13 protein-coding genes are annotated in these 12,490 nt (G+C 73.6%); 7 read left to right on the forward strand and 6 right to left on the reverse strand.

The features are described 5' to 3' along the window. Positions 1–54: 54 nt before the first annotated feature. Positions 55–1,284: an LCP family protein gene (locus tag VGN18_RS01715; protein WP_327537895.1), complete on the forward strand. Its 1,230-nt coding sequence runs from the start codon at positions 55–57 to the stop codon at positions 1,282–1,284. Here the strand turns inward: VGN18_RS01715 and VGN18_RS01720 are convergent. After that, a complete protein-coding gene (locus tag VGN18_RS01720; protein WP_327537896.1) occupies positions 1,262–1,804 on the reverse strand; it encodes a GNAT family N-acetyltransferase in 543 nt (180 codons plus the stop codon). The two genes, VGN18_RS01715 and VGN18_RS01720, sit on opposite strands and share 23 nt — an antisense overlap. A 42-nt stretch (positions 1,805–1,846) precedes the next feature. Here VGN18_RS01720 and VGN18_RS01725 point away from each other — a divergent pair, with 42 nt between their 5' ends. Next, entirely contained in the window at positions 1,847–3,001 is a 1,155-nt protein-coding gene (locus tag VGN18_RS01725) for a glycoside hydrolase family 3 N-terminal domain-containing protein (protein WP_327537897.1), read from the forward strand. A 10-nt stretch (positions 3,002–3,011) separates the two neighbouring features. Here VGN18_RS01725 and VGN18_RS01730 read toward each other — a convergent pair whose 3' ends face one another. Both VGN18_RS01730 and VGN18_RS01735 read right to left on the reverse strand, forming a co-directional pair. Then, complete coding sequence (locus VGN18_RS01730) at positions 3,012–4,283, reverse strand: TerD family protein (protein WP_327537898.1); 1,272 nt, start codon at positions 4,281–4,283, stop codon at positions 3,012–3,014. Between the two features lie 25 nt (positions 4,284–4,308). Continuing rightward, the gene (locus VGN18_RS01735; RefSeq protein WP_327537899.1) at positions 4,309–4,623 is read right to left on the reverse strand and encodes a TerD family protein; all 315 of its coding nucleotides are present in this window, start codon (positions 4,621–4,623) and stop codon (positions 4,309–4,311) included. Positions 4,624–4,679: 56 nt separating this feature from the next. Between VGN18_RS01735 and VGN18_RS01740 the strand changes: the two genes are divergently transcribed. From VGN18_RS01740 to VGN18_RS01750, 3 genes are read left to right on the forward strand one after another with little or no spacing between them, the layout of a single operon-like run. Continuing rightward, complete coding sequence (locus VGN18_RS01740) at positions 4,680–5,840, forward strand: HpcH/HpaI aldolase/citrate lyase family protein (protein ID WP_327537900.1); 1,161 nt, start codon at positions 4,680–4,682, stop codon at positions 5,838–5,840. Then, on the forward strand, positions 5,837–8,191 hold the full coding sequence (locus VGN18_RS01745) for a phosphoribosyltransferase (RefSeq protein WP_327537901.1): 2,355 nt from the start codon (positions 5,837–5,839) through the stop codon (positions 8,189–8,191). Before VGN18_RS01740 ends, VGN18_RS01745 begins: the two co-directional genes overlap by 4 nt. Further along, the gene (locus VGN18_RS01750; protein ID WP_327537902.1) at positions 8,188–9,000 is read left to right on the forward strand and encodes an HAD family hydrolase; all 813 of its coding nucleotides are present in this window, start codon (positions 8,188–8,190) and stop codon (positions 8,998–9,000) included. Before VGN18_RS01745 ends, VGN18_RS01750 begins: the two co-directional genes overlap by 4 nt. A 12-nt stretch (positions 9,001–9,012) precedes the next feature. On the opposite strand, the gene VGN18_RS01755 is transcribed toward VGN18_RS01750, so the two are convergent. Beyond that, on the reverse strand, positions 9,013–9,657 hold the full coding sequence (locus VGN18_RS01755) for a helix-turn-helix domain-containing protein (RefSeq protein ID WP_327537903.1): 645 nt from the start codon (positions 9,655–9,657) through the stop codon (positions 9,013–9,015). A gap of 113 nt (positions 9,658–9,770) precedes the next feature. Between VGN18_RS01755 and VGN18_RS01760 the strand changes: the two genes are divergently transcribed. Then, entirely contained in the window at positions 9,771–10,493 is a 723-nt protein-coding gene (locus tag VGN18_RS01760) for a class I SAM-dependent methyltransferase (RefSeq protein WP_327537904.1), read from the forward strand. A gap of 4 nt (positions 10,494–10,497) precedes the next feature. On the opposite strand, the gene VGN18_RS01765 is transcribed toward VGN18_RS01760, so the two are convergent. Next, positions 10,498–10,851: an MmcQ/YjbR family DNA-binding protein gene (locus VGN18_RS01765; RefSeq protein WP_327537905.1), complete on the reverse strand. Its 354-nt coding sequence runs from the start codon at positions 10,849–10,851 to the stop codon at positions 10,498–10,500. A 67-nt stretch (positions 10,852–10,918) separates the two neighbouring features. Here VGN18_RS01765 and VGN18_RS01770 point away from each other — a divergent pair, with 67 nt between their 5' ends. Next, complete coding sequence (locus VGN18_RS01770; protein ID WP_327537906.1) at positions 10,919–11,623, forward strand: SIMPL domain-containing protein; 705 nt, start codon at positions 10,919–10,921, stop codon at positions 11,621–11,623. Between the two features lie 52 nt (positions 11,624–11,675). Here the strand turns inward: VGN18_RS01770 and VGN18_RS01775 are convergent, their stop codons facing one another. Then, positions 11,676–12,485 (reverse strand): SRPBCC family protein, encoded by an 810-nt coding sequence (locus tag VGN18_RS01775; protein WP_327537907.1) that lies wholly within the window; start codon positions 12,483–12,485, stop codon positions 11,676–11,678. Positions 12,486–12,490 lie beyond the last annotated feature (5 nt).

Below are 12,490 nucleotides of genomic sequence, written 5' to 3' on the forward strand. Positions count from 1 at the left end.
CAGCGCTGGAGCCCCTCTATCCTGGCCCGGCCCCCGTCCTTGCTGGAGTTGATCGTGTCAGACACCCGTGCCCGGCATCGCCACCCCCGGCGCGCCACGTCGCGGGCGCGGGCCGCGCGCCGCGGCGTCGAAGCGGTGGCGGCGGTCGTGTCGCTCGTCCTGTTCGTCGGCAGCGCGATCGCCTGGTACAACTACCGCGCCCTGGACAGCGGCATCAAGTCGATCCACATCGACGGCCTCGGCGGCCCCGTGACACCGGGTGACGGCGGCTCCGGTCCGGCCCGTCCCGCCGGCAAGGACCAGAACATCCTCATCGTCGGCGACGACTCGCGCGCCGGCCTGACCGCGGCCGAGGGACGCAAGCTGAGCACCGGCACCGCGCAGGGCACGACGAGCACCGACACGCTGCTGCTGGTGCACGTGCCCGCCGACGGCAGCCGCTCGACCCTCATCTCGATCCCGCGTGACTCCTACGTCGACATCCCGGGCCACCCGAGGGCGAAGATCAACGCGGCCTACGCCGACGGCTACTACTACACCGACGGCGCCACGACACCGGCCCAGCGGCAGGCCGCCGGCGTCGACCTCCTCGTGGCCACGGTCAAGAAGCTCACCGGCGTGCCCATCGACCATTACGTGCAGATCGGCTTCGCCGGCTTCGAGAAGGTCGTCACCGCCATCGGTGGCATCGACGTCAACCTCTGCCACGCCGTCGACGACACCGTCGCCTACAACCGCGAGCACGGCGGCAACGGTGGGTCCGGATTCGTCAGCCCGGCCGGGTTGCACCACCTGGACCCGGTGCGGGCGCTGCAGTTCGTGCGGCAGCGGCACAACCTGCCCGGCATCGGGGACGACCTCGGCCGCGAGAAGCGCCAGCGCTACTTCCTCAGCGCCGCGTTCCAGCAGGTGCTGTCCGCGCGCATCCTGCTCGACCCGCTGAAGCTCAACGACACCGTGCAGGCGATCGCCGGCGCGTTCGTCAAGGACGACGGGTTCAGTCTGGTCTCCTTCGCCCAGCAGATGGCCAGCCTGAGCGCGGGCGGCATCACCGGCGCGACCGTTCCCACCGGAGGCGCGCAGGACGTCTCCGGCGTCGGCTCGGTGCTCATGGTCGATCCGGCCAAGGTGCAGCTGGCCGTGCACCGCGCGTTCTACGGCTCGCCGGCGCCGTCGCGGACGGCGGCCCCGTCCACCTCCGGCCCGGTGCGGACGACCACGCCCACCGCACCGATCCCGCACCCGTCGACGAGCGTGCCGGTCACGGCGCACTGCGTCGACTGACGGCTCGTGCGAGCCGGCGGGCGAACACCGCCTTGCCGTCGTCGGTGATCTCGTCGAGCGGGTCGAAGGCGCACTTCCCGGCGACCCGCAGCGATGCCGTGTTCGTCGGATCGATCTCGAGCCGTACCTCGTGCACGTCGAGTCCGCGCGCCCACTCGCAGACCAGGGCCACGGCTCGGGCGGCGAGCCCACGGCCGCGGGCGACGGGGAACACCGAATAGGCGATGGTGGCCAACTCGTCGCTGCGGAACTGCAGGTTGACCACACCGAGCGGCGCATCGGTCACCGCGTCGGCGATCAGCAACGGGGCGGATCGCCCCGACCGCAGCGCCTCCTCGGCCCGCGCCAGGCTCGTCCGCCGTTCGATCACGTCCATCGGCCCGTCGCCGAGCCAGCGTTGCGTCATCGGGTCGGCACTCGCCTCGGCTACCGCGGCGATGTCGTCGGCGCGCCGGGTGCGCACCCGGATCACGCCGTCGGTGAGCGGCGCGGTCGGCGGCGGGATGGCGGTCGATCGCATGATCCGAAGCTACCGTGGAGCCCTACAACTCGAGGAGACGTGATGACGCGCAGGGCGCTTCGTTCGGTGATCGCCGCGCTGGCCGTGCTGACGACGACGGCGGCGGCTCCGAGCGCGGCGGATCCGGCGCCGGGCGGCGGCGCATCCGCCGGTCACGGCCCGGCCGTGTCGTGGGTCGATCAGGTCTTCGACTCGCTGTCCGATGCCCAGCGCGTGGGCCAGCTGCTGATGGTCGACTGCCCGAGCACCGGCGCCGGCGCGGCCACGCTGGCGGCCATCCGCCGGTACCACGTGGGGTCGGTGATCCTCGACGGCGACAGCTTCCTCGGCGTCGGGGCGCAGCGTGCGGTGACCGACGCGCTCCGGGCCGCGGCGCCGCCCCGGACGCAGTTGCTCATCGCGACCGATCAGGAGGGCGGTCTCGTCCGGCGGATGAGGGGAGCCGGCTTCTCGGCCATCCCGTCCGCGGTCGTGCAGGGCACCTGGTCGCCGTGGTGGCTGCAGACGCAGGCCACGGCGTGGGGGCGGCAGCTGAGCGCGGCCGGCATCGACGTCGACCTGGCGCCGGTGCTGGACACGGTGCCGGCGGGCGACGCGGGCAACCCGCCGATCGGTCAGCTGGATCGCGAGTTCGGGCACACCCCGGCCACGGTGACCGCGCACGGGGTGGCCGTGCTGCGTGGCCTCGCCGCGGCCGGGATCGTCGCGACCGTCAAGCACTTCCCCGGCCTCGGACGGGTGACCGCGAACACCGACACCAGCGCGGGCGTGACCGATCGGACGACGACGGTGACGGATGCCTACCTGGCGCCGTTCACGGCCGCGATCCGGGTCGGTGCGCCGTTCGTGATGGTCTCGACCGCCGTCTATTCACGCATCGACGCGACGAGCCCGGCGGCGTTCTCGACCCGGATCGTGACCGGCCTGCTGCGCACAACGTTGGGGTTCCGCGGCGTCGTGATCAGCGACGACCTCGGCGTTGCCCGGCAGGTCGCGGCCTACCCGGTCGGCGACCGCGCGGTCCGCTTCATCCGCGCGGGCGGCGACATCGTCCTCACGGTCGACGCGACGCGGGCCGCCGCGATGAGCACCGCCCTGCTGGCCCACATGCGGACCGACCCGGCTTTCCGCGCGCTCGTCTACGCCGCCACCAGAAGGGTGCTCACCGCCAAGCTGGCCCGCGGCCTGCTGTTCTAGGTGAGAGACGTCAGGGCATCATCGCGTAGCGCGCCGCGGGATCGACAAGCCCCTTGACCGTCTTCGCGTTCTGGAAGTCGCCGATGGCCCGCATCTCCCAGGTGCCGTCGGGCATGCGCTTGAGCATCGTGATGATGACGCCGCTGGTCGGCTGGGAGTCCGAGAGGTTGTAGCGCACGAGCTCCTGCCCGCTGCCGGCCTCGACCAGGCGGCAGAACGCGTTGACGACCTCGGTGAACTTCTGCCCGCGGAACGAGGTGATCGTGAAGACGAGGGCACTCACCTGCGGCGGCAGGGCATCGAGGTCGACGTGGATCTGCTCGTCGTCGCCCTCGCCCTGACCCGTGAGGTTGTCGCCCCCGTGGCGCAGCGCGCCCTTGAGGTCGTTGAGCTTGGTGAACCAGACCATCCCGACGCGCGAGCCCGAGGCGTCGAAGGCGATGGCCGAGGCATCGAGGTCGACGCTGCGCCGGCCCGGGGCGGGGTCCCAGCCGAGGCCCATGGTGACCTGGCGCAGAGCGGGCGCGCCGCGCTTCACCAGGCTGACCCGCGCGCCCTTTACCAGGCTGACCCGGCCGGCGTCGAGCGTCGCCGGCCCGGCCGGTGCCGCGGCGGGCGCGCCCGGGAACGCCGGCGCCCCCGGCGGTGGCGGCGGGGCCGCGCCGGGCGGCGGAGGGGGCGGCAGTGGCGTGCCACCACCGAGATCGAGGCTGGTGGTCGGCGGGGCCGCGGCGGGAGGCGGGGTCGGCGGGGCCGCGGCGGGAGGCTCGGCGGCCACCGAGATGCCGTAGTCACCGGCGATGCCGGCCAGACCGCTCGCGTAGCCCTGCCCGACGGCGCGGAACTTCCACTGCCCGTTGCGCCGGTACAGCTCACCGCCGACGATCGCGGTCTCGGGCCCGGCCGTCATGGCGAAGTCGGCGAGGGGGACCCCGCTGCCGGCGTCGGTGATGACGAGTCGCAGCCCCGGCACCTGGCCGAACGGACCGCCGTCGGCCGACGCGGCGAGCACGACCTTGTCGATGTCGGCGCCCAGCGCGGCGAGGTCGACCTCGAGGGTGTCGCGGGTGCCGCTCTTGCCGGCGTGCCGCACCGCGCCGCTGGGGTGCCGTGGCTGGTTGTAGAACACGAAGTCGTCGTCGTTGCGCACCCGGCCCGATTCCTGCAGCAGCAGGGCCGAGGCGTCGACATCCGGCACGCCGGGCCCTCCCGTCCAGGAGAGTTCGGCCCGCACGGCGGCGGCGTCGATCGGCAGGTTGGCACCCTTGGAGATCGTCGTCATGCGTCCATCGTGGCCCATGCCGGGGTCAGCGGCCGAGCAGCACCTGGCGCGAGGCCGACGGCACGAGCTTCTTCACCGTCCGGCAGTCGTGGAACTCGCCGATCGCCCGCACCGTCCAGGAGCCGGTCGGGGTGCGGCGCAGCTCGGCTATGAGCACGGCGGTGCTGGGCTGCTGGTTGTAGAACACGAAGTCGGCGTCGGAGGAGACCTCGCCGTCGGCGCCCAGCAGCAGGGCGGAGGCATCGACGTCAGGGACGCCGGGACCCCCGCTCCAGCGCAGGGAGGGGCGCACCGCGTGCGCCGTCAGTTCGCTGTTGCCGCCCATACTCATCAAACTCATGCCGGGGATCGTGCCAGAAAATCTCAGATGTCACGTGGCCGTGGCACCATGCGCGAATGCGGCACTTCGACTACCTCGACGCGGACGACCAGGAGCGGCTGTTCCACCGCGCTCCCGAGGCCTTCACCGTCGACGACGACCCCGATCTGCTCGGGGTCGCGCTGGGCGCCACGCTGTACTGCCCGGCCACCCGGCCGGCCCTCGCCCAGGACATCATCAAGCGGGCCGCCCACGGCGTCATGAGCGTCGTCGTGTGCCTGGAGGACTCCGTCGCCGACGACGAGCTGGGCGCGGCCGAGGTCAACGCGATCCTGCAGCTGCGCAAGCTGGCCGTGTCGGAGTACGCCCGGCCGATGGTCTTCGTGCGGGTGCGGGCGGTCGGCCAGATCCCGATGCTCATCGACGCCCTCGCCGAGCACGCCGGGGTCATCACCGGCTTCGTCGTCCCGAAGTTCACCGCGGACACCGGCCGGGCCTACCTCGACGAGGTCGTCGCCGCCGGTCACGCGATCGGGCGCCGCATGCTGGTGATGCCGGTACTCGAATCGGCCGACATCGGCTACATCGAGACCCGGGTCGACAGCCTCGTGGGCGCGCGCCGCCTGCTCGACGAGTACCGCGCCCACGTCGTCGCCGTGCGGCTCGGGGCCACCGACCTGTCCGGCGCCTACGGCCTGCGCCGCGCCCGCGAGTTCACCGTCTGGGACGTCCGAGTGGTGTCGGACGTGATCAGCGCCGTCGTCAACGTCTTCGGACGCGTCGGGCCGGGTGGTTACGTGGTCGCCGGTCCGGTCTGGGAGTACTACTCGGCCACCGAGCGCATCTTCAAACCACAGCTGCGCGAGTCGCCGTTCGTCCGGCACGCCGAGCCGACGATGCGCGCCGAGCTGCTGGCCAGGGACCTCGACGGCCTGATCCGCGAGGTCGTCCTCGACCGCGCCAACGGCCTCACCGGCAAGACCGTCATCCACCCCACTCACGTCGCCGCCGTGCACGCCCTGTCGGTCGTCGCCGAGGAGGAGTGGGAGGACGCGTGCGACGTGCTCGCCACGAACGGTGCCGGTGGCGCCTCGGCCTCGCGGCTCGGCAACAAGATGAACGAGAGCAAGCCGCACACGGCCTGGGCGCACCGCACGGTGCAGCGGGCGCGAGTCTTCGGGGTGTCGCACGAGAAGGTGTCCTTCGTCGACCTGCTGGCGGCCGGGCTGCAATCGTGAGCTGGGTGGGCGACCGGTTCGGGGTCGAGCTGCGTCCGGCCGATCCGGGCGCACCCCTGGAAGACCTGGTCGGGCTGGCGCTGCGGCGCAACCCGCGGCGGGCCCACCTGCTCGTGTCGAGCGTGCTGGGCAAGCACGTGCCGGCCGATCCGCGCGAGGTGCACGGCGCCGGGCTGCGGCTCGGGGAGCGGGTGCGCGAACGGCTCGGTGGTGCGCCGGCGGTGGTGCTCGGCTTCGCCGAGACGGCCACCGGTCTGGGCCACTGCGTCGCCGAGGCGCTGGCCGCGCCGTACCTGCACTCGACGCGACGGCTCGTGCCGACCGCGGTGGCCTACGCCGGCTTCGAGGAGGAGCACAGCCATGCCACCGGCCACCAGCTGCTGCCCGACGACCCAGCGCTCCTCACCGCCGGTGACGTCCTGGTGCTGGTCGACGACGAGCTCTCGACCGGGCGGACCGCGCTCAACACCATCGCGGCATTGCACGCGGTGGCGCCGCACCGGCGCTACCTGATCGCCGCGCTCGTCGACCTGCGCAGCGACGCCGACCAGGCCGCGATGCACACGTTCGGCGAGCGGCTCGGGGCGACGATCGAGGCCGTCGCGCTCGCCGCCGGCACGGTCACCTGGCCGGCCGGCTTCCCCGAGCACGCGGCGCGCACCGTGGCGACGATCGGCGACCCGGCCGCACCGGCCGGCGACCCGTCGGCCGAGCTCGTCGTTCTCCGGGACGTCTGGCCGGCCGGCGTGCGCGAGAGCGGGCGCCACGGCTTCGGCCCGGCCGACACCGCCGCGGCCCGCGAGGCCGCCGCCCTCACGGCCAAGGTGGTTGCCGACGGCGTGGTGGGTGAGCGGGTGCTCGTGCTCGGCACCGAGGAACTCATGTACGCGCCGCTGCTGATCGCGCTCGGCCTGGCCGACGGCGTGGCCGAGGTGCGGGTGTCCTCGACGACCCGCTCGCCCGTGCCGGCCGTCGACGACCCGGGCTATCCGATCCGCACGGCGTTGACCTTCGCCGCCCACGACCCGGCGCAGGACGGCCCCGGCCCGCGCTACGTCTACAACGTCGACGCCGGCTTCAGCGACATCGTGCTGGTCGTCGACGCCGACGGTGACACCCGGCCGCTGCGCGAGGGTCTGGTCGGGCAGCTGCGTGGCGTCTGCCGCCGCGTGCACGTCGTCGTGCTGCCCACCCATCGCCCGTTGCCGCCGGCGCTGCACGGTCCGGCGTTCGGCTCCTACGCCGCCGACGAGGTGAGCTGGCTGCTGACCGATCTCTCCGACGTCGCCCTCGAGGCACCGACCGAGGAGCGCGAGGAGGCGATCCAGTCGGGCGGGGCGCATTACGCCGAGTCGCTGCCGGTCGAGTACCAGCCCGATGCCGACTACCAGCGCCTGTTCGAGCAGGCCCTGGACGCGTCGGCGGCCCGCATCGCGCACGCCGTCGGTGTGGTCACCGAGATCGTGCTGGCCGAGCGCGGCACCGACGTCGTGCTCGCCTCACTGGCCCGGGCCGGCACCCCGGTCGGCATCCTCATGCGCCGCTGGGCCCAGCGCGTGCACGGCCTCGACCTGCCGCACTACGCCGTCAGCATCGTCCGGGGCCGGGGCATCGACACCGTCGCCCTGCGCCACCTGGCCGCCCGGCACGATCCGCGCACGGTCGTGTTCGTCGACGGCTGGACGGGCAAGGGCGCGATCGCCCGCGAGCTGGCCGCGGCCGTCGCGGCGGTCAATGCCGAGCTCGGCGTCGCCTTCGACCCCGCCCTCGCGGTGCTGGCCGACCCCGGCTCGTGCGTGCGCACGTTCGGCACCCGCGACGACTTCCTCGTGCCCTCGGCCTGCCTGAACTCGACCGTCTCGGGCCTCGTCTCGCGCACCGTGCTCAACCCGCGCATCCTCGCGCCGGGGCAGTTCCACGGCGCGAAGTTCTACCGCGAGCTCGCCGCGGCCGACGTCTCGAACGCCTTCCTCGACGCCGTCACCGGGCGCTTCGCCGAGGTGGCCGACGGCGTCGCCCGCGACCGGCCGCTCGTGCAGCAGGGCGAGCGCACCCCGACCTGGAGCGGCTGGGCCGAGGTCGAGCGGATCAGCGAGCGTTACGGCATCGGCGACGTCACGCTCGTCAAGCCGGGGGTGGGGGAGACGACCCGGGTGCTGCTGCGCCGCGTGCCGTGGGCGGTGCTGGTGGCGCCCGACGCGGGCGCTGACCTCGACCACGTGCGGCTGCTGGCGCGGCGGCGCGGCGTGGCGGTGCACGAGGTCGAGGGCCTCGCGTTCAGCTGCGTCGGGCTGATCCACCCGCGCTTCACCCGCGGCGCCACCGGGGCCGACGGGCAGGCCGTCTCGTGACCGCGGTGATCGTGGCGACCGACCTCGACCGCACCCTCATCTACTCCCGCGGGGCCATCGAGGCCCACGGCGACGAGCGCCGCACGCTGGTGCCGGTCGAGCGGCACGAGAACAAGGACGCGTCGTGGATGACGGCCGCGGCCGCGGCCGAGTTCGCCGCCCTGCACCGCGACGCCCTGGTGGTGCCGACGACGACCCGCACGCCCGAGCAGTGGCACCGCATCACGCTGCCCGGCCCGGCGCCGCGCTACGCGATCACGGCCAACGGCGGCATCCTGCTCGTCGACGGCGTTATCGACCGCGACTGGCAGCGCGCCGTCACCGCCGAGCTCGCCTGGTCGGCGCCGCTCGACGACGTGTGGGAGCACATGGGCCAGGTGTGCCGCCCCGAGTGGACGGTCAAGCTGCGCAACGCCCGCGGCCTGTTCTGCTACGCGGTGCTGCATCGGCGCCGCATCCCTGAGGGCTTCCTGGCCGAGGCGGCGGCCTGGGCCGACGCCCGCGGCTGGCAGCTGTCGATGCAGGGCCGCAAGCTCTACTGGGTGCCGCGCTCGCTCACCAAGGGCGCCGCAGTGGCCGAGATCGCGCGGCGCACCGGCGCCGGCACCGTCCTCGCCGCCGGGGATTCGCTGCTCGACGCCGACCTGCTGCTCGCGGCCGACGCCGGCATCGCCGCGCGGCACGGGGAGCTGGTCAGCAGCGGGTGGAGCGCGTCGCACGTCGAGGTGACGACCGAGAGCGGGGTGCGCGCCGGTGCCGAGATCGTGGCGTGGTTCAGCGAGACGGCCCGCGAGCGGTTGGCCGGCTGACGCCGATCAGGGTCAGGTCGGCGGGGCCGCCGCGGGCAGGTGGCCGAGCCCGGAGATGAGGATCGCGAAGACGTCGTCGATGAACCTGCGGGCATCGCGCAGGGCGGTGGCGGTGTCGACCTCGGTCAGCTGTCGGCGGAGTTCGTCGGCGATCAGCTTCTCGGCCGCGACGTAGAGCCGCGCGGCCACCCTCGGCCGCAGGGTGCCGGGCTCGAGGTGCTGGGCCTGGGTGATGGCATCGGCCAGGACGAGCTCGCGGCGGTCGTAGATCTCGTGCTCGCGGGCCTGCAACCGCGGGCTCAGCATGACCTGCCGGTGGAACGGGGCGACCGAGGCGGGATCGGTGCGGTCGCGCCCGGCGGTGAGCTCGAACAGGACGTGCTTCTGCAGGGCGCGCAGGATCGACTCGTTCGGCGGGCACGCGCGCACGACCTCGACCAGGGCGTGCTCGAGCTCCTCGACCTGCCCGAAGAACAGGTCCTCCTTGGTCGCGTAGTAGTTGAACAGGGTGGCGGCGGAGACCTCGGCCGCCTCGGCGATCTCGACGGTCGTCACCGCGTCGAAGCCGCGCTCGAGGAACAGCCCCATCGCGGCCCGGCGCAGCCGCCGCCGGGTGTTGTCCTTGGCGAGGGCGCGCTTGCCCGGTGCGGCGGTCATCCGCCCATCGTCGCTCACGGCGCGCCCGACCGCGACGTCGCCCCGCGGGCGCGGCCGCGAAGTCGCGACGAATGCGGTCGACCGGCGATGCGGCGCCGCCTACCGTCTCGGTGGTGCCCGACCCGATCTTCGCCGACGCCCGTCTCGCCGCGATCTACGACGCGCTCGACCCCGATCGCAGCGATCTGGAGCCTTACCTGGCCCTGGCTGCGGAGCTCGGGGCCCGGCGGGTGCTCGACGTCGGCTGCGGCACCGGCACCCTCGCGCTGCTGCTCGCCGCGCGGGGGCTCGACGTCATCGGCGTCGACCCGGCCGCCGCCTCGCTCGACGTCGCGCGGGCGAAACCGGGGTCCGAGCACGTCCGCTGGATCGACGGCGACGCCACCGACCTGCCGCCGCCGGCGGTCGATCTCGCGACGATGACGGCCAACGTCGCCCAGGCAATCGTCGAACCCGGCGACTGGGCCGGCACGCTCGCCGGGGTGCATGACGCGCTGCGCCCCGTGGGTCACCTGGTGTTCGAGACCCGGGTGCCGGCGGCGCGGGCGTGGGAGCGCTGGAACCGGGCGGCGTCGGAGGCCCGCACCGAGATCGCCGGGGTCGGCCCGGTGCGCAGCTGGGTCGAACTGATCGACGTCGCGCTGCCCCTCGTCACCTTCCGCTGGACCTTCGCCTTCGTCGCCGACGGCGCTGTGCTCACGTCGGACTCCACGCTGCGCTTCCGGGAGCGGGACGAGGTCGAGGCCGATCTCCAGGCCGCCGGGTTCGTCGTCGAGGACGTCCGCGACGCCCCCGACCGCCCGGGTGAGGAGTTCGTGTTCGTGGCCCGCCGGTGACGCCTCACGGAACGATCTCCTGCGGCGCCCGCATGCGCCAGGCGTCGGTGACGAGTTCGGCCAGCCGGTCGACGGTGACGGCGGGCAGTCGCAGCATGACCAGCGGCCAACCGTCGTAGCCGGGCGTCGTGAAGAACAGGTCGGGTTCGCCGAGCAGCAGGGCCTGCTTCTCGGCCTCGTCACCGACGTAGAGCACCGCGACATCGGTGCGGATCACCCGCCGCCGCCCGGGGGCGCGCTCGGGATACGACCAGACGAATCCCTTGCCGGCGACGCGGAAGTCGAAGCCGTCGCTCTCGACCTCCTCGACCTCGGGCAGCGCAAGGGCCACGCCGCGGATGTCGTCGGCGTCAGCCATCGCGCTGCCTCTCGCCCATGGCGAAAAGGCTAGGCGGCGGCACCGACAGCGCGCCTACAGTGTCCCGATGACGGCACCCACGACCACCACGATCTCGGTGCGCGGCGACGCCCAGCGCACGGTCGCGCCCGACCAGGCGCAGATCTACACGACGGTCGTCCGCATCGGCGGATCCAGGACCGAGGCCACCGCCGCGGCCCGGCAGGCGGCGGCCGAACTGCTGCGGGCGCTGGCCGACCTCGGTGGCGTCGCCCTCACGCTGGAAACGCTGCGCGCTCCGCTGGCCTGGTCGGTGCCGTCGATGAACACGCACGAGGACTGGGACAAGTCCGGGCCGGGACCGACCGGGCGGCACGTCTGCGAGCTGACCCTGCAGGTGCTCGCCCGCGACTTCGACGTCCTCGCCGCCGTGACGGAGCGTTTGACCGGCTCCGAGTTCACCCGGGTCAACTCGGTGCACTGGAGCGTCGACGACGACAACGCCACGTGGGCCCTGGTGCGGGCCGACGCCATCGAGGCCGCCCTGCGCAAGGGGGACGACTACGCGGCCGCGCTGGGCGGGTCGGTGATCTCGGTGGAGCACGTGGCCGACGCCGGGCTGCTCGGTGGCGACCAGACCGGCGGGTTCCGGCCGGAGCGCGCCGCCGCCTTCAGCCTGACGAGCGGCTCGAGGAGCCCGGACGACCTCACGCTCGACCCGGTGCCGCAGGTGCTCCGGGCCGTCATCGATGCCCGGTTCACCGCGACGATCGGGGCGCTGCCCGGGCGCTGAGACGCCGACGGCCCCCGCTCGAGCGAGCGGGGGCAGTCGGGGACGTGCGGACCTACGAGCGCTTGCGCAGCCGGATGACGATCAGGATCAGCACCAGGACCGCGACCACCGGGGCCAGGCGCTTGGCCACCGCCGGGCCGGCGTGCTCGATCAGGTTGATCGGCTCGACCTCCCGCGGCGGGGTGTACGCCCGCTTCGGCTGGCCGTCGACCGCCGGCTCCGAGGGGGCCGAGAACGCCGCCGGCGCCTCGGCGACCGCCTCGAGCGCGGCCTCCTCGACCATCGGCTGGTCGGCGCCGGCCGGGGCCGCCCCGACCGTCGACGACCCGGCGTCCTCGGCCGCTGCCGCCGGGGCCTTGGCCGCCCGCTTGCGGGCAGGAGCCTTCACCGGGGCCGCGGGTTCGGCCGCACCGTCGCCCTCGGTGATGGTGGCGGCCAGCTGGTCGGCGAACTGCCCGATCAGCTTGTTGCCGACGTCGACCATGACGCCCCGGCCGAACTGGGCCGGCTTGCCGGTGATGTCGAGGTCGGTGTTGACCAGCACCTTCGTCTCGCCGCCGCCCTGCTCGGTGAGCACGGCGGTGACCTTGGCCGCCGCCGTGCCGTTGCCCCGGGCGTCGCGACCGCGCGCGTCGATCACCGCGCGGTGGGCCGCCTCGTCCTTCTCGATGAAGCTGGCCTTGCCCTTGTAGGTGAGACCGATCGGCCCCAGCTTCACCTTGACCGTGCCGGTGAAGTCGTCGCCGTCGACCGAGTCGATGGCCGCGCCGGGCATGCACGGGCCGATGCGCTCGATGTCGAGCAGGATCTTCCACGCCTCGTCGATGCCGACCGGGACGGTGAAGGAGTGCTCGAGTTTCACGTGTT

Source organism: Jatrophihabitans sp., from assembly GCF_036000465.1.
In the GTDB taxonomy this organism is placed as follows: Bacteria; Actinomycetota; Actinomycetes; order Mycobacteriales; family Jatrophihabitantaceae; genus Jatrophihabitans.